Raw genomic sequence first — 15,952 nt, 5'->3', positions numbered from 1 at the left:
AATGGCGGCCGTTGGGGGTGATGGACATGGTGTCCACGGACCGGTTCCTGGCGTTCGCGGCGATGTCGCTGCTGGTGATCGTGATTCCCGGGCCGAGTGTGCTGTTCGTGATCGGGCGGGCGCTCGCGCACGGGCGGCGCACGGCGGTGATGACCGCGCTGGGCAATGTCGTCGGCTCGTATCTGCTGGTGGCCGCGGTCGCCTTCGGGATCGGCTCGCTGGTGGAGCGCTCGCTGACCGTCTTCCTGGTGGTGAAGCTGGCGGGTGCCGCGTATCTGGTCCTGCTGGGGGTGCGGGCGTTCCGGCACCGCAAGGAGATGAAGGCCTCGGCGTTGCGACAGGAGCCCGCGGCCGCGGCGCGCGGCGATCTGCGGACCGTCCTGGACGGCGCCCTCGTCGGCCTCACCAACCCCAAGGGCCTGGTCTTCTTCGCGGCGGTGCTGCCGCAGTTCGTGGACCACTCGGCGGGGCGGGTGCCCGTGCAGATGCTGGTGCTCGGTCTGATCCCGATCTCCATCGGGCTGGTCACCGACACCCTGTGGGGGCTCACGGCGTCGGCGGCCCGCTCCTGGTTCGCCGGCTCGGACCGTCGACTGTCGCTGATCGGGGGCGCGGGCGGCTGCACCCTGATCGGGCTCGGGGTGACGGTGGCGGTGACGGGGCGCGCGGACTGAGTACCCCGGACGGTCGTACGGGCGCTGTGCGACTTCAGTGACGTGCGTGGTTCGGGTGACGTACGTGCATCGGGCTACGTACGTGGCTCGCATGATGTACGCGACTTAAGTGATGTACGTGGCTCGGGTGACGTACGTGACTCGGGTGACGTACGTGGCTTACGCGGCCACGGTCCCGAAGCGGATGTCGTACGACGCCGACGCGCCGGCCAGAGTCCGGAGCAGCCCCTCGGCCTCCGCCACCACCTCCTCCCGCTGGACCTTCGTGAGCCGGCCGAACGGTTCGATGGTGAGCACGTCCCCCTCCTGTCGCCACAAGCCCGCGAGGAAGCCGTCGACGAGCAGCGTGCAGTACGCCTGGTTGCCCGCCCAGGTACGCCCTTTGAGACCGTCTGGCACCACCCGGGAGCGGTCGGCGTGCGAGAGGAGCAGGTTGTCGAACTCGGGGAGGAAACGGGGCGGGGCCGGGGTGTCGGCATCGGGGCGGGGCGCGTCGGGGAGGTCGAAGAGTTCGACGCCGTTCTCGTCACGGAAGGTGAGCAGTCGCGGGCGGAGGCGTTCGAAGGCCTCGCGCAGCCGGGTCAGTCCCGCCCAGGTCTGCATGTCCTTCACGGAGGCGGGTCCGAACGCGGCGAGGTAGCGCAGGACGGCCGCGTCGGGGCCCGGGGACGGCTCGGTGGGACGGCCCAGCCAGTGTTCGGCGGTGGTCAGCGCGACCTGGCCGCTGCGGCCCCACAGCCCGCGCGGGGTGACCTGGACGAGCGGCAGTCGGCAGCGGGCGGCGACCGAGAGCGCGAAGGGGTCGGCGTCCGGCCAGTGGACGAGCAGTTCCTCACGCAGCTGTTTCATCGTGCGCGGCTCGGCCTCCACCAGCTCCCGAGCGATCACGGCGAGCCGGTCCAGGTCGACACCCGCGAGCCCCTTGCGGAAGTTGTTCAGCTCCCGGTCGCGGGCCCCCTGCACGAGCGGTCGCAGGGTGAGGGCGTCGTCGGCGGTGTGGGTGTGGATGGTGGAGCGCAGGGTCACGATGCGGACGACGGCACGGTCCTCCATGGCCGTCGACAACTCCTCGGGCCGGAACCCTTCGAGTCGGGCGGCGAGGGCGTAGTACGGCGGCTTCACGTTCTGCGCCTGAAGACCCACGAGGTGCCGGACGGCGTCCGTGACGCCACGACCGGCGGAGCGGCGCAGGAGGAACTGGCGGGCGAGGGTCGCGCGGTTGAGGGCGCGGGGTTCGAGTAGGGGTGCGGGGTGGGCGCCGACGCCGCGCCCCCTGTTCCCACCCCCGCCAACCTTCCTACTCCCGTCCACGCCGCTCGTCTTCGCCTTCGCGTTCGCCTTCGTCGTCATGGGGTGCACGCTAACGGGACTTGCGGACACCTTCTGTCCGCAAGCCGTGGGGCCCTCCACGGGCACGCCCGCCCGCACGGCACGCCCACTGCCCGCCCGTGACATTTGACCCGTATATCCTTCTCCGTGATCACAGCGACGTACCAGCGACTTGGGAGGCAGCCGCAATGTCCGAGCGACGCCCCCGTCCGACCGCCAAGAACGGCAGAAAGCCCGTCTGGCGACGCGCCCTGAACCCGCCGGCCGCGACCGGCGTGACGCCCCCGGCGCCGCGCGCCGACCCTCCGGAGCCGGAACCCGCCGCCGCCGACAGCGTCGTACAGGCGGCCCTGTACCGCGACGGCGTACGGGTCTCGACCCCCGCCTCCCTCGCCGACACCTTCCGAGAGCTGCGCGACCAGCCCTCCGGCATGGCATGGATCGGCCTCGCCCGCCCCACGGAGGCCGAACTCCTCTCCCTGGCCGCCGAGTTCGACCTGCATCCGCTCGCCGTCGAGGACGCGATGGAGGCACACCAGCGACCGAAGCTGGAGCGCTACGGCGACACACTCTTCGTCGTCCTGAGCGCGGCCCGCTATCTGGACGCGGCCGAGGAGGTCTACTTCGGCGAACTGCACGTCTTCGTGGGCCCCGACTTCGTGATCACCGTCCGGCACGGTGCGGCGCCGGACCTGTCGGCGGTGCGCCGCCGCATGGAGGACACCCCGGAGCTGCTGAAACTCGGTCCCGAGGCCGTCCTCTACGCGATCCTCGACTCCGTGGTCGACGGCTACGTCCCCGTCGTCGCCGGCGTCCAGAACGACATCGACGAGATCGAGACCGAGGTCTTCCGTGGCGACCCCGAGGTGTCCCGCCGCATCTACGAACTCTCCCGCGAAATGGTCGAGTTCCAGCGCGCCACCCGCCCGCTGGTCGGCATGCTGCACGGCCTGATGGCGGGTTTCGCCAAGTACGGCACCGAGGAGGAACTCCAGCGCTACCTCCGCGACGTCGCCGACCACGTCACCCACACCAGCGAACGCGTCGACGGCTTCCGCCAGGCCCTCACCGACATCCTCACCGTCAACGCCACCCTCGTCACCCAACAACAGAACGCCGAGATGCGCGCACTGGCGGAGGCGGGCTTCGAACAGAACGAGGAGATCAAGAAGATCTCGTCCTGGGCGGCCATCCTGTTCGCCCCGACCCTGGTCGGCACGATCTACGGCATGAACTTCGACAGCATGCCGGAATTGCACTGGGCGCTCGGATACCCCTTCGCGATCATCCTGATGGCGGTCGTATGCACCAGTCTGTACGTCATCTTCAAGCGGAAAGACTGGCTCTGAGCAATCGCCGCGAGAGGCGCCGCCGCGAGGAGGCGCGGCGTTATGGAGAGCGGACATCTACGCGGCCGTGACAACCGCGGCAGGTTGGCCGAGCAAGGCGTCGATGGCCCCACGCCCCTTGCCGCCGGTCTCGGGCATGAAGTGGGCGTAGTAGTCCCGTGCTCCGGCACACGTAGGCCTCGGTCATCCTCGAAGCGGGCGAGTCCGTCGTCACCCTGGGCCGTCGGCTCGGCCACTCGAGCCCGACCATCACCCACGTTCTTGGTCACGGCGCCGATGCCGTGACCGCGACGGTCGGGCAGATGTCGATGACTGGACCGCAGGGGCAGACAGGAAGTGGAGTTTCAGTACTTCTTGCTGTCGTGCATCACCCGTCGGCGAGACGTTGGATGGTGGCGCTCAGCCAGGCCTGGAGATCAGCGGGGTCGCCGAGTTCGGAACGCAGGACCCGGCGGCGGGTCGAGACGCCGAGCACGAAGGCGTCGATCGCTGCGGCTCGGCTGCGGGCGTCCGCGTCGTCCAGGCCGCTGTCGCGCAGGTAGCGGTGGAGCGGCTCCAGCGAGTTCGTGTCGAGGAAGGCGGCCAGCGTCTCCGCCGCTTCCGGGCGTTCGCCGGACGCGCGTTGCAGCACGAGCAGCGGATCCTCCCCGGGTGCACCGAACCAGCGCTGGACGATGCTCGCCGCGAGGCGCGAACCCAGCGCGGAGCGGTCGCCGTCGAAGGAGTCGGAGACCGGGATCTCCACCCGGGTGGCCGCCAGGAAAAGGCCGTCCTTGCCGCCGAAATAGCGCGTGATGAGGTTGGGTGACACGCCGGCCGCGTCGGCCACGCCTTTGACCGTGATCGCCGCGTACCCGTGCTGGGCGAACTGGCGTTGTGCGTGTTCCAGGATCCGCTGCCTGGTGGCGGCCGCATTGCGCAAAGTCATGTGTACGAGCATACACATGATGTGTACGCTGATACACATGAGCGACGAGATACGGGAACGACTCCAGCGGACGCGGCGTGTCACGACCCCGTGGAGTGACGACAGGACGCGCGGCATCAGCGGCAGCCACCTCGACGAACTGCTCGAACGCTGGGCGAACGAGTATGACTGGGGCGTGCACGAGCGCCGCATCAACGCGTTCCCCTGGGTGACGGTGCGGGCGGGCGACACCGACCTGCGGGTGATCCACCAGCGGTCCGCGGATCCCGGCGCCCCGGTTGTCGTGCTGCTGCACGGCTGGCCGGACTCGGTGTTGCGGTTCGAGCGCGTCCTGCCTCTGCTCGCGGACATGCACGTGGTGGTTCCCGCGCTGCCGGGCTTCCCGTTCGCGGCCCCGCTCACCGTTCCTGGTATGTCGGTCAACCGGATCGCCGGGATCGTCGCGGACGCTCTCGAGGAGCTCGGCCACTCGCGGTACACGGTGTCCGGCGGCGACGTGGGTGGCACCGTCGCGGAAATCCTCGCAGCCCACCACCCGGACCGGGTGGCTGCCCTGCACCTCACGAACACCGCCCCACAGCGTGCGCTCACGGCAGACCCGGCGAAGCTCGCGCCCGACGCGGCGGCCCACCTCCGCCGGTCTGCGCAGTGGTTCCGGACCGAGGGCGGATACATCGCGGAGCAGTCGACGCGGCCGAACACGCTCGCCGTCGCGCTCGGCGACTCACCCGCCGGCCTCGCGGCGTGGATCATCGAGAAACTGGAGTCCTGGTCCGACGAGTCGGCCTTCACTCCGGACGAGCTTCTCACCTGGGTCACCGCCTACTGGGTCACCGGCACGATCGGCACCTCTTTCACCACCTATGTCGAACCGGCCGCCCTCCCTGACCGGATCGACACGCCGACCGTGCTCTCCGTGTTCCCGCGCGACATCAAACCGGAGCCGCGAAGCTACGCCGAGGTGTTCCTGAACATTTGCGACTATGTGGAACACCCTGCCGGCGGCCACTTCGCAGCCTGGGAACAGCCCGAGGCCTACGCCGACGACGTACACCGCGCGGTCAAGCTGGGGGGCTGAAGCGGAGCTTGCGGATAATCCACCACTGCAACGCCGTGCGCCCGAAACAGCCCATGCCGTTGCAGCCAAATCCGTGAACGTTCGTGGTCACGGCACTAGCGGACGACCTTGACGGTCACTGGCGTGGAGATGCGGTCCGTCTTCGCGTGCTGGTGGTGCTTGTCGGTCGAGTACAGCACTGAACGAAACTGCAACTCGCCCGTGTGCGTGACCTTGACGTTGGCGCGCGCATCGCCGTCGAAGCTTCGCGTGACGGCGTGCCAGTGGCCCCAGTGGCCGGGTTTGCCGGACCGCTCCTGTATGACGAGCGTGGTGTATCGCTGGGCGTCGTCGTCACCCTGGCCGTGCACCTTCACCACGTGGCCAACATGCGCGGTGTGGGGGGTGGCCTGAATCGAGATGTCGCTCTTCGCGAACGCCGGGGATACCGCCAGTGCCGCTGAGGTCACACCCAGCGCGCCGACTACCGCGAGCCGCTTCATACCAATCCTCATGCTCAGGTCTCCTTGGATTTCTTCGTTCCCTTGGCACCAACTAAGTTTCTTAGCTGCCTAATTGGCGCGGTTTCACCGAAGAAGAGCAGTCTGCGCGCCAAGAAGTTGGCCCCCGGTTGTCACTACCTCGTAACTGGTGGCGGGTGGGCCTGACGAGGGAGGGATGGTGTCCCGTCTCCAAGGATCTGGTCTCCGTCCCAGGTGATCTGGTCCGATTCGCCTGCGGTCTCAGGTGACCTGGGTGTCCCTTGGCGGCGAACCTCGAGTGGGGCCTCCGAAAGCTGAGCAACGTGAAAGTCTGCCAGCCTCCTAGATTGATGCCAGAACACGGTCGAGCGCCGCCCGGCCCGCGGGTCCCCATGCCGGCTTGCCGCCCGGCAGACCCCGCTCCCCGGCCCGGCCCATGAGGATGAGGAAAAGGCTCTTCGCGGCAGCCAACCCTCGTGCGCGCCGGATCATCGCCTCGTCCACGTATGCGTACGCGTCGAAGAACCGTGCAGCCGCCCCCGCGGGAAGGAGCACCCAGGCGGCGGCGAGATCGACCGCCGGATCGCCGGCGCACATGTCACCGAAGTCGATCACGCCCGAGAGTGCGCCATCCGAGACGACGACATTCGCCGGATGAAGGTCGCCGTGCAGCCACACCGGCCGGTCCTCCCAATCGGGAGCCGCAACGGCCTCCTCCCAGACGTCCCGGACATCCCGGAGGTCAGCGGCAACGCCTCCGGAGGCGACTTCCTCGAGCCCCCTTTCGAAGCCGTCCGAGAGCGTTTTGAGGGGAACGCCGCGATCCTGACTGACCGGTGCATGTGCGGGCGCCCTCACATGGAGTGCCTCGAGGAAGCCCGCCAAAGTGTCGGCCGCGCTGTCGTTGCTGATTGGGGCACGGTCGGCTGGTTCGCCGGGAACCCATGTCGCGATGGTCCACGGCCGCGGGAAGCGTGCGGACGGTTCACCGATCCGCAGGGGGGTCGGGACCGGAAGTGGTAGACGCGGGGCCAGGGCGGGCAGCCACCGGTGCTCTTTGCGCAGGAGGGACGGGGCACGCTCCGTGCGCGGCATGCGCACCGCCAACTCGTCCCCGAGACGCCACAGTTGGTTGTCCCAACCGCCGACCACCTCACACAGGTCCAGTCCTGCAAGGTCCGGATGCTGCTCATGCACCAGAGAGCGCACCAAGTTCTCATTGATCTCGAAACTGCCCATGATCTCACTCAACCATCGATGGCACGGGGCCGGCTGCCGATGACACGGGAACGGGCCGGTGTCCGGATGGTGGGTGTGGGTGTGGGTGTGGTCCGAGGGACCGATGCATGGCAACGGGCGCGCGGCGATGGTCAAGCCGCCCTTCGGCGGCTCCAGCGTAGGCATGAGCCTGGTCCGCGAACGGGCAGAACTTCGGCAGCATGGATGGAGTTCATGGTGACTCCAGCTGTTCATGTATGGATGGGCCGGCACCGGCGAGTCGCCGACGCCTGCGAGCCGCAGCGGGATGTGCCTCACCGCCCGCGGGTGGCTCCCGCCTCCGAGGTGCTTCAGGCCGTGTCCTTCCAGACACCCGGCCAGGAAAGCCTGGTTGACGCTGCAGACCAGTTCCGGAGTCTTGGCCGTCATGGGGCGGAAGGGACAGTTGCGCATCCGCACCAAGGCGGGCGCGGCGCACTCCGACCCGAAACCGAAGTCCTCGAACATACGGCGGCGCAAGGCGTCGCCGAGGGCGGCCGCGGTGGTCAGTGAGCTGTGATCCAGAACCACCCGGTCAGTACACCGACCCTTTTCGGCTGAACTTCATCATTCATGCCGGTTTCATGCGAGTTACATCCTCTCCATCCATACGAGTAACGACGCTCGACGGATTGACTGGTGCGGCGTTCGCCCACCCCGAGATGACCGCCCGGCCCAGGAGCGGCCCTCGGGGCTCGCCTCGCCCTCGCGTAATGACTTCACCAAGCTTGCTTGAAATGGCGCTTCAGGGGTTGTTAGGCAAGCCTTGTCTAACCTTTACTCACTCCGCGTCCCCGCACGTCAGACCGGAGTCCCCATGTCCAGCGCGAACATCACCCTGCTCGGCGCCATCGCCGGCTTCACCATCTACCTCGGCCTCCCGATCGGCCGACTTCGCTCACCCACCCCCCGTCTCAAGGCGGGCCTGAACGCCGTGGCCATCGGCATCCTCGTCTTTCTCGTGTGGGACGTGCTGACCCACGCGTGGGAGCCGGTCGACGCGGCGCTCAGCAATCACGAGTGGGGAACGGTCGCTTCCGGGGGCGGCACCCTGGCCGTGGGCCTGACGATCGGTCTGGCCGGTCTTGTGCATTACGACAGCTGGATCAGCCGCCGCCGGGCGTCCGCCGACCGCCCGTCGGGCCCCGGCGCCGCCGCCACCGCCGAGCTGGCCCCGAAGGTCCGCAGCCAGGCAGGGTCCCTGGCGCTGATGATCGCCACCGGTATCGGCCTGCACAACTTCGCCGAGGGCCTGGCCATCGGAAACTCCGCCGCTCAGGGCGAACTCTCCCTCGCCGTCCTGCTCATCATCGGTTTCGGCCTGCACAACGCCACCGAGGGCTTCGGCATCGTCGCCCCACTGGCAGCGGAAGGCGAACGCCCGTCCTGGCTCACCCTCCTGTGGCTCGGCCTGATCGGCGGCGGCCCCACCTTCCTGGGCACGCTCGTCGGCCAGCACCTGGTCAACGACACCCTGTCGATCGCTTTCCTGGGTCTCGCCGCCGGTTCGATCCTCTACGTGGTCATCGAACTGCTGGCCGTCGCCCGCCGGACCGGGCTGAAGACACTCACCACCTGGTGCATCCTGCTCGGCCTCCTCCTCGGCTTCGCCACGGACGCCGTCGTCACGGCGGCCGGAGCCTGACCGGTCCGGCGACGCGAGCCGACAGCCGGCCTTGCCGCACTCGGGCAGCGGATGTACGACGACTTCGCCGAGGCCTTCGACGGCGTCACCGTCTGCGTCATGAGCCGCCCCGATGTCCGCCGCTTCCCGGGGCCGACTCGCTAGTTGGAGGCCACTGGGCCAGCGCGGCTTTCGGTGCGGCGGTGCACGGGGGCCGTCGCCCGGCGTCGCTGCTGTGACTGTCTTCCGGCGTGATGCCCGCGTCGGCGGCCGGGGAGGTGTGGGTGCGCCGTCTGCGCCGGAGCGGGATCGAGTGTGTGGGCGCGCGGCAGGTCTCGCGGCGCATGCGGTGGCGTACGACGGCGGTGATGGCGGCGCACTCACGGAGAAGGGGGACCGGGCCAGGTGCCGCCGCTCCTGGTCTTGGTAGGAGCGTGGTGTGAGTCCGGTATGACGACGGCACCGGCGCGGTAGGCACGACCGGCCCAAGGACCAGGCGGCGCAGGCCGCCTCGGCGGGCCGGTGTCCGGTTGCCGTGAGCAAAGGGAGCGACGGGCAGGCTGCCGGAGCTCGTCATGGGAGGGCTGTCCTCCTCGTGGCAGCGGGACGTGCCCGCACTGTGGTGGTCGTTCTGTTGGGCTCCTTCTACAGGTCTCGCGCTATTCCTCGTTGTGCGGCCGCTCTTACCGATGGTGACCGGCGCGTTGGTCACGGTGACCGCGGCGGGCGTATGCTGTGCGCGGTTTGAACAGGCACCTCGTTCGGTGAGGCGTCTTCACGGACACAGGCCACTGACCCGACGACGTCGAGAGACGCCCAGGTTCAGGACACCTCTCCCCGGCCTAAGGGGTGAGGCCAAGTGGCTTCCCGCCCAGAAGGTGGGATTACGCCGTGGAGTGCCAAAGCTCTGACGAGTTGGGGTGTACCAGGAGCATCGCGCCCTGGTCGCTCCTTGCCGAGTCGTTGTGACGCCTTGGGTGTCCCGGCCGGAGGGAGGCGAGTGATGGACAGTAGTCCCGGCCATAGTCGGCCCTCTTCCGCGTTGTCCTCGTTCTTGCCGTCCTGCCGCGACACGAGGCAGCCGATCGCTCCCTGACCGCCGTCCGGCACCGCCGTCGGCCGCCGGCTCACGCCTGCCCGCTCCCGAGCACGCTCGCGTGATTTCCCTGGCCAGGGGCGCCTGTGCTGTCTGGTGCCGCCCGGCGCCCCGCCGTCTCGTCGGGGCAAGGAGGTGTTCACCTTGGCCACCAACACTCTGCTCATGTCCACCAGCGCCCGCCTGCGCGGCCGCCGCGTCCAGCTGGAACGCCGCGCCACCGCTTCCAAGGCGGTGCGCGCGTCCCTGGTCTCGCTGGCCGGGCTGATCGGTGGACCGGTCACCAACCAGGCCGGCGAGGAGGTCGGCCGGGTCGTCGATGTCGTCGCCCGGCTCTACGGCGCCGAGCCCTACCCGCCGGTGACCGGCCTGGTCGTACGGGTCGGCCGCCGGCACGCCTTCCTGCCCGCCGACACCGTCGAGAAGGTGCACTCCGGGCGGGTCGCGCTGCGCACCGCGCGCCTGGACCTGCGCGAGTACGAGCGCCGCCCCGGCGAGGTGCTGCTCGCCCGCGACGTACTCGACCACCAACTCGTCGACGTCGATGGAGTGCAGGTCACCCGCGCCGCCGACCTCTATCTGGCCCCGCTCGCCGACCGGGTGGTGCTGGTCGGGGTGGACGTGTCGCTGCCGACCCTGCTGCGCCGGCTCGGTCCGCGCCGCTGGCAGTCCCGGCCGACCCCGGAGCGGGTGCTGGACTGGCAGGCCATGGCGCCGTTCGCCGAGCACGCCACCGACGGACCCGCCCAGGTCCAACTGCGCGCCTCCCGGGGCGCGTTGCACCGGCTGCGCCCCGCGGACCTGGCAGACCTGCTTGAAGACCTGGGCCGGGCCGAGCGGCAGCAGTTGCTCCACATGCTGGAACCCGCCGCCGCGGCGGACGCGCTGGAGGAGATGGAACCGGCCGAGCTGGAGAACCTGCTGCGCGAGGCCGAACCGGAGCATGCCGCCCGGCTGGTGGAGGAGATGGAGCCGGACGAGGCCGTGGACGCGCTGCGCGATCTGCACGAGGACGAGCGGGAGCGCCTGCTGGAGCGTATGCCCGCCGCTGAGGCCGGGCACCTGCGCCGCCTGTTGGCCTACCCCGAGGACACGGCCGGCGGTGCGATGACCACGCTGCTGGTCACCGCCCGTCGCGAGCAGAGCGTCGCCGAGGTGCGCGCGGTACTGGCCGCGCAGGCCGAGCACCGTACGGAGATCGATGCGATCGCCGTGCTGGACGACGACGGCCGCCTGGTCGCCGACGTCGCCCTGTTCGATCTGGCGGTGGCCGAGGACGCCACCAAGGTGGCCGATCTGACCGGCTGGCTGGCCCAGTTCGGGCCGTCGGCGACCGTCCACCCGGACACCCGCCTGACGGAGGCGGCCGAGCAGTTGGTCGCCGCCCGCGTCTCCTCCCTCCTCGTCGTCGACGACGAGGACCGCCCGTTGGGCCGCATCCTCGCCGACGACGTCCTGGACACGCTGCTGCCCGAGAGCGGGCGCCTGCACTTTCGGAGGTTCCTGCAGTGACCCCCGAGCTGGACACCACTCCGGCCCAGTCCGCCGTCCCCGTCACGCGGCGACGCGGCCTGGGACGCCTCGCGGTGATCGCCGCGGTCGCCGGGCCCGGCCTGGTCGCCGCGAACGCGGGCAACGACGCCGCCGGCATCGCCACCTACGCCTCCGCCGGGTCCCAATTCACCTACGGCACGCTGTTCTTCATGGTGCTCGTCACCATCGCGCTGGTCATGGTTCAGGAGATGGCCGTACGCCTCGGCGCACACACCGGAAAGGGACTCGGCGCCCTGATCCGCGAGCAGTTCAGCCTGCGGCTGACCGCGCTTGCCGTGTTCTGCCTGTTGCTGGCCAACACCGGCCTGGTGGTCTCGGAGTTCGCGGGCATCGGCGCCGCCTTCGAGCTGCTCGGCGTGCCGAAGTGGGCGGTTGTCCCGCCGGCCGCGATCCTGCTGTGGTCACTCGTCCTGTTCGGCTCCTACCGGTGGGCCGAACGCATCTTCCTGCTCATGTCGCTGGCGTTCTTCGCCTACCCCGTCGCGATGATCCTCGGCCACCCGCACTGGGGCGAGGTCGGCAAGCACCTGATCGTTCCGCACGTGGAGCCCAGCAAGGACTTCATCCTGCTCGCGGTCGCCCTGATCGGCACCACGGTCAGCCCGTACATGCAGTTCTACGCCGCTGCAGGCGTCGTCGACCGCGGCGCCAAGCCTGAGGACTACCGGCTGATCAAACTGGACGCGGTGCTGGGCGCGGTGTTCGCCTGCATCATCAGTCTGACCATCATCATCGCCACCGCCGCAGTCATCGGCGGCACCGGCCCGCTCAACTCCGCCGCCCAAGCCGCCGAAGCCCTCAAACCGGTCGCCGGACAGAACGCCGAACTCCTCTTCGCCTTCGGCCTGATCGGCGCGTCCGCCCTCGCGGGCGCGGTCGTCCCGCTGTCCGCCAGCTACGCCATCGGCGAGGCCGCCGGCGTGGAACGCTCCGTCTCTCGCAGCTTCCGCGACGCGCCCCTGTTCCTGGGCCTGTTCACCGCCCAGATCGTGCTCGGCGCGGTCGTCGCGATGACCCCGGTCGACGTCATCCAGCTGCTCATCGGCACGCAGGTCCTCCAGGGCCTGATCAGCCCCATCGTCCTGGTCTACCTGCTGGTCCTCACCAACCGCCGCTCCCTGCTCGGCCCCGCGGCCAACAGCCCGCGCTACCGCGTCGCCGCGACCACCGTCGTCGTCGGTGTCGCGGGCATGTCCACCATCCTGCTCGTGCAAACCGTCCTGGGCTGGTTCGGCCTCGGCTGACCCCAACCCAGAGGAAGGCCCCGCAAAGAAACGCGGCGTCGTGGCCCACGCCGTAACCCTCGGCCGGCTGCGAGATGCGATACGTCCTCACGCCGGCGACGGTGAACCTTCAACCCGACTCGAAGGTCAAGCGTTGAGCCCCATCACGGCAGCAGGGTTGAAGCTGGAACCCGCTGGCATTGCCGCGATCCGACTGTGCCTCTTCTCATGATCTGCGAGTGGGAACCGGTGTCACAGCCGCCCTATACGCTGCGAGCGATCTACGACCAGCGGACCGGAAGGCACGATGACGCGCACCTCCAGACCAACAACCGAAGCGATACTCGCCGTGCTTCCGGAACTCGCTCCCCACGCGCGCGACGCGGTCGTACTCCATCCCGAGCGGGCGGAGCCGGACTGCCGGAACAGTTCGATCGGCGGACCACTGCTGTGGCCGAGTGACGAACCGTGGCCCGAGTGTTCCTTGCCCGACGAGAACAGCCCTGTCGGCGTTCCCGCCACGGCCATGGTGCCGGTCGCACAGATCTTCCGGCGTGACGCGCCGGGACCCTGGTGGCCCGCCGGCATCGACCTCTTGCAGATCCTTTGGTGCCCCAACGAACACTGGGATCCTCCGGCCCAGCAGGCCGACATCAGCCCTGTGCTCGAGGTGCGATGGCGTCGGGCCGCGGACGTGATCAGCCAATTGACGACCCCGCCGTCGCCCTCGCGGTATGACGAGGACGGATACCTGCCCCAGGCGTGCGCCATCACCGCTGAGCACGTGACCGACTTCCCTTTCCGTGAGGAGCTGCCTGCAGAACTCCGTCCGCGGCTGGAGCAACTGGTCCGCGAGACCGGCGACGGCGGTGACGTCATCACCCGCCTCGCCGGCTGGAAACTCGGCGGCTGGCCGACCTGGCACCTGACGCAACCCACAGTCTTTCCCTGCGATGCCTGTGGCACGGCCATGACACTCCTGTTCACCGTGGCCAGCGACGACGAGACAGGGGTTGTCGTCGGCCGGTGGGGAGACCTGCGCATCTTCACCTGCCCCGCCGACCACCGTCACGCCTTCCAGGTGGACCTGCACTGACCTGGGACTCATCTCCCGCACCACGACCCATAGGACGGGCTCCAGGCCGACCTCCTGGCTGCGCGCGGCCTTGTGGACCAGATCCAGCTCGAACTGACCCGATACCTGTTCTGGCAGGCCCTGGCTTTGAACTCCGGCAGGCCAGGTGGGTCATGAGGGCAGTGTGGTTCTCGTCTGCGCCACCGCGGCTGGGTGCCGCGTGTGGTGCCGGTGGCCGCTGTCCGGGCTGCTTTCCATGCGCTCCGGCCGTTGTCCACCTTGCGACTCACCGGGCGGAACGGCCGCTGGACTCTGCGGATGGGGGCCATCTGCGGCGCGCCGCACTAGCCGGGGTTCGGTTCGTAGGAGCTGATGACGTACAGGGCTTCGTCGTCGATGGCGTTCTTGTCCCAGTCCAGAGAGATCCGCACCGGGCGCCCGTCGGCCGCGTAGTCCGCCTCCGCTGTGTCCGCGTCTTCGCTGCGGGCCTTGTCCAACCTCCTCAACAGCCCGCCGATGGTGGGCACTTCACCCGGCAGCTCCTGCACCTGCCGCCGACTGTCCGCGTCGACCCCGACCGCCTCCGTCACTCTGCCGTCCCGGACCTTCACCCGGAAGGTCCCCGCCAGGACCTGGGTGGTCGACGTCAGCGTGTAGGCGTACGAGGCGGGCTCTTCCCAGGTGGTCTTCGGCTCATGCGCCTCGACGGATCCTGAGGACGTCGAGGAACCGCAGGCGGTGGCGGCGCACAGCACCCCGACCAGCACGACGGTAGGCACGTAGCGAGGACGGGAACGTCCGGCGGTCATGGTGACTCCTCGGTGTCGGTCACCACTGTGACGCCGGTCGGCACAAGAGCGTTCACGGCAGCGTGTGGGGCGTTGCCCTCGGCCGTGTCACTGGCGGCCTCTGAAGCATCCGTCTCGGTCACGGAGGCTGAGGGCGTGGAGGCGGTTGCGCCGGGCGTCACGCCCTCGGTCGGGCTCACCACTGGCAGGGCGGTACGCGCCCAGCCCTCGCGACTTCGTCGCCGAGCACGTGCAGCGCCACGAAGAGACCGGCGACGTGAACCCAGGCCCCATCGAGGGCCGGCCGACGATCGTCCTCACCACCAGAGGTCGCGGGAGGGGATAGCTGCGCAAAGCTCTCTGGTCCGCGTCGAACGCGGTGGCGTCTGCGCGGTCGCGGCCCCCAAGGCCGGCACCCCGCAGCATCCCCCCTGATATCGCGACCTGATCCCGCTGATCCCGCTGGAGCCCGCCCGCCAGGACCGTAAGTAAGGTCGCACCATGGAATTCCGCAAGCTCGGCCGCAGCGGTCTGACGATCAGTGAGATCGCGTACGGCAACTGGCTCACCCACGGTTCCCAGGTCGAGGAGGACGCGGCGCTCGCCTGTGTGCGCGCCGCTCTCGACGCGGGGATCACCACCTTCGACACCGCCGACGTCTATGCGCAGACCCGGGCCGAGTCCGTTCTCGGCCGGGCGCTGAAGGACGAGCGACGGGAGGGCCTGGAGATCTTCACCAAGGTCTTCTTCCCGACGGGCCCGGGCCCCAACGACCGGGGCCTGGGCCGCAAACACATCATGGAGTCCATCGACAACTCGTTGCGGCGGCTGCAGACCGACTACGTCGACCTGTACCAGGCGCACCGCTACGACCCGTCAGTGCCGCTGGAGGAAACCATGGAGGCGTTCGCCGACGTGGTCCACTCCGGCAAGGCCCACTACATCGGCGTGTCCGAGTGGACCGCCGACCAGATCCGCAGCGCCCACGCGCTCGCCCGGGAGCTGCGCATCCCGCTGGTCTCCAGCCAGCCGCAGTACTCGATGCTGTGGCGGGTGATCGAGGACGAGGTCGTGCCGACCTGCGAGGAACTCGGCCTCGGGCAGATCGTCTGGTCCCCCATCGCCCAGGGTGTCCTCACCGGCAAGTACGCGCCGGGCGCCCCGCTGCCGGCCGGCAGCCGCGCCACCGACGAGAAGGGCGGCGCGACCTTCGTCGGCCGCTTCCTGCGGGACGACGTTCTGGAACGGGTCCAGCAGCTGAAGCCGCTCGCCGAGCAGGCCGGGCTGTCCCTGGCCCAGCTGGCCGTGGCCTGGGTTCTGCAGAACTCCAACGTCTCCGCCGCCATCATCGGCGCCTCCCGGCCCGAACAGGTCACCGAGAACGTCAAGGCGGCGGGGGTCAAGCTGGAGGCCGACCTCATGCAGGCCATCGACACGGTCCTCGACCCGGTGGTGGTGCGCGACGCCGCCTAGGCGGGCCGCGTCTGACGCAGTTCGGACCCTGTCCCTCGAAGGG

The 15,952-nt window shown here is 69.4% G+C and carries 14 protein-coding genes and 1 riboswitch; of the genes, 9 read left to right on the top strand and 5 right to left on the bottom strand.

The window, feature by feature from the left end; translation table 11 throughout:
* Positions 1-26: 26 nt before the first annotated feature.
* Complete coding sequence (locus FNV62_RS39155) at positions 27-674, top strand: LysE family translocator (protein ID WP_054237120.1); 648 nt, start codon at positions 27-29, stop codon at positions 672-674.
* A gap of 159 nt (positions 675-833) precedes the next feature.
* Here the strand turns inward: FNV62_RS39155 and FNV62_RS39150 are convergent, their stop codons facing one another.
* Complete coding sequence (locus FNV62_RS39150; protein WP_144315873.1) at positions 834-2,024, bottom strand: winged helix DNA-binding domain-containing protein; 1,191 nt, start codon at positions 2,022-2,024, stop codon at positions 834-836.
* Positions 2,025-2,191: 167 nt separating this feature from the next.
* Here FNV62_RS39150 and FNV62_RS39145 point away from each other — a divergent pair, with 167 nt between their 5' ends.
* A complete protein-coding gene (locus FNV62_RS39145) occupies positions 2,192-3,352 on the top strand; it encodes a magnesium and cobalt transport protein CorA (protein WP_144315872.1) in 1,161 nt (386 codons plus the stop codon).
* 367 nt (positions 3,353-3,719) lie between these two features.
* Here the strand turns inward: FNV62_RS39145 and FNV62_RS39140 are convergent, their stop codons facing one another.
* Entirely contained in the window at positions 3,720-4,280 is a 561-nt protein-coding gene (locus FNV62_RS39140) for a TetR/AcrR family transcriptional regulator (RefSeq protein ID WP_097289286.1), read from the bottom strand.
* 37 nt (positions 4,281-4,317) lie between these two features.
* On the opposite strand from FNV62_RS39140, the gene FNV62_RS39135 reads away from it, so the two are divergent.
* Complete coding sequence (locus FNV62_RS39135; RefSeq protein WP_143628603.1) at positions 4,318-5,358, top strand: epoxide hydrolase family protein; 1,041 nt, start codon at positions 4,318-4,320, stop codon at positions 5,356-5,358.
* A gap of 95 nt (positions 5,359-5,453) precedes the next feature.
* Here the strand turns inward: FNV62_RS39135 and FNV62_RS39130 are convergent, their stop codons facing one another.
* Together FNV62_RS39130 and FNV62_RS39125 are read right to left on the bottom strand one after the other, a co-directional pair.
* Positions 5,454-5,840: a hypothetical protein gene (locus tag FNV62_RS39130; protein WP_097286772.1), complete on the bottom strand. Its 387-nt coding sequence runs from the start codon at positions 5,838-5,840 to the stop codon at positions 5,454-5,456.
* A 321-nt stretch (positions 5,841-6,161) separates the two neighbouring features.
* Positions 6,162-7,058 carry an aminoglycoside phosphotransferase family protein gene (locus tag FNV62_RS39125; protein WP_143652273.1) on the bottom strand — a complete coding sequence of 299 codons (897 nt, stop codon included), beginning with the start codon at positions 7,056-7,058 and terminating at the stop codon, positions 6,162-6,164.
* 370 nt (positions 7,059-7,428) lie between these two features.
* Between FNV62_RS39125 and FNV62_RS39120 the strand changes: the two genes are divergently transcribed.
* From FNV62_RS39120 to FNV62_RS39100, 5 genes are all read left to right on the top strand, one after another.
* Entirely contained in the window at positions 7,429-7,596 is a 168-nt protein-coding gene (locus FNV62_RS39120; RefSeq protein ID WP_164450330.1) for a hypothetical protein, read from the top strand.
* A gap of 297 nt (positions 7,597-7,893) precedes the next feature.
* Positions 7,894-8,721, top strand: coding sequence for a ZIP family metal transporter (locus FNV62_RS39115; protein WP_143609544.1), 828 nt, complete (start codon positions 7,894-7,896; stop codon positions 8,719-8,721).
* Positions 8,722-9,449: 728 nt separating this feature from the next.
* Positions 9,450-9,627, top strand: a riboswitch (M-box (ykoK) riboswitch).
* 313 nt (positions 9,628-9,940) lie between these two features.
* Entirely contained in the window at positions 9,941-11,308 is a 1,368-nt protein-coding gene (locus tag FNV62_RS39110) for a magnesium transporter MgtE N-terminal domain-containing protein (RefSeq protein WP_143628599.1), read from the top strand.
* Positions 11,305-12,594 carry an NRAMP family divalent metal transporter gene (locus tag FNV62_RS39105; protein ID WP_225900522.1) on the top strand — a complete coding sequence of 430 codons (1,290 nt, stop codon included), beginning with the start codon at positions 11,305-11,307 and terminating at the stop codon, positions 12,592-12,594. The genes FNV62_RS39110 and FNV62_RS39105 overlap by 4 nt, the downstream gene beginning before the upstream one ends.
* A 286-nt stretch (positions 12,595-12,880) precedes the next feature.
* Positions 12,881-13,669, top strand: coding sequence for a hypothetical protein (locus FNV62_RS39100; protein WP_225900521.1), 789 nt, complete (start codon positions 12,881-12,883; stop codon positions 13,667-13,669).
* A 323-nt stretch (positions 13,670-13,992) separates the two neighbouring features.
* Here the strand turns inward: FNV62_RS39100 and FNV62_RS39095 are convergent, their stop codons facing one another.
* Complete coding sequence (locus FNV62_RS39095) at positions 13,993-14,457, bottom strand: DUF6174 domain-containing protein (RefSeq protein ID WP_144315871.1); 465 nt, start codon at positions 14,455-14,457, stop codon at positions 13,993-13,995.
* Between the two features lie 480 nt (positions 14,458-14,937).
* Between FNV62_RS39095 and FNV62_RS39090 the strand changes: the two genes are divergently transcribed.
* Positions 14,938-15,909, top strand: coding sequence for an aldo/keto reductase family protein (locus tag FNV62_RS39090; protein WP_060900816.1), 972 nt, complete (start codon positions 14,938-14,940; stop codon positions 15,907-15,909).
* The last annotated feature ends 43 nt before the right edge of the window (positions 15,910-15,952 follow it).

The organism is Streptomyces sp. RLB3-17 (assembly GCF_007113425.2).
In the GTDB taxonomy this organism is placed as follows: Bacteria; Actinomycetota; Actinomycetes; order Streptomycetales; family Streptomycetaceae; genus Streptomyces; species Streptomyces mirabilis_D.
This window is presented reverse-complemented; position numbering and strand designations above follow the sequence as displayed.

Excerpts from the sequence above, each read along its gene's own strand:
- FNV62_RS39155 (WP_054237120.1), top strand. The coding sequence starts at position 27 with ATGGTGTCCACGGACCGGTTCCTGGCGTTCGCGGCGATGTCGCTGCTG.
- FNV62_RS39150 (WP_144315873.1), bottom strand. The coding sequence starts at position 2,024 with ATGACGACGAAGGCGAACGCGAAGGCGAAGACGAGCGGCGTGGACGGG.
- FNV62_RS39145 (WP_144315872.1), top strand. The coding sequence starts at position 2,192 with ATGTCCGAGCGACGCCCCCGTCCGACCGCCAAGAACGGCAGAAAGCCC.
- FNV62_RS39140 (WP_097289286.1), bottom strand. The coding sequence starts at position 4,280 with ATGACTTTGCGCAATGCGGCCGCCACCAGGCAGCGGATCCTGGAACAC.
- FNV62_RS39135 (WP_143628603.1), top strand. The coding sequence starts at position 4,318 with ATGAGCGACGAGATACGGGAACGACTCCAGCGGACGCGGCGTGTCACG.
- FNV62_RS39130 (WP_097286772.1), bottom strand. The coding sequence starts at position 5,840 with ATGAAGCGGCTCGCGGTAGTCGGCGCGCTGGGTGTGACCTCAGCGGCA.
- FNV62_RS39125 (WP_143652273.1), bottom strand. The coding sequence starts at position 7,058 with ATGGGCAGTTTCGAGATCAATGAGAACTTGGTGCGCTCTCTGGTGCAT.
- FNV62_RS39115 (WP_143609544.1), top strand. The coding sequence starts at position 7,894 with ATGTCCAGCGCGAACATCACCCTGCTCGGCGCCATCGCCGGCTTCACC.
- FNV62_RS39100 (WP_225900521.1), top strand. The coding sequence starts at position 12,881 with ATGACGCGCACCTCCAGACCAACAACCGAAGCGATACTCGCCGTGCTT.
- FNV62_RS39095 (WP_144315871.1), bottom strand. The coding sequence starts at position 14,457 with ATGACCGCCGGACGTTCCCGTCCTCGCTACGTGCCTACCGTCGTGCTG.
- FNV62_RS39090 (WP_060900816.1), top strand. The coding sequence starts at position 14,938 with ATGGAATTCCGCAAGCTCGGCCGCAGCGGTCTGACGATCAGTGAGATC.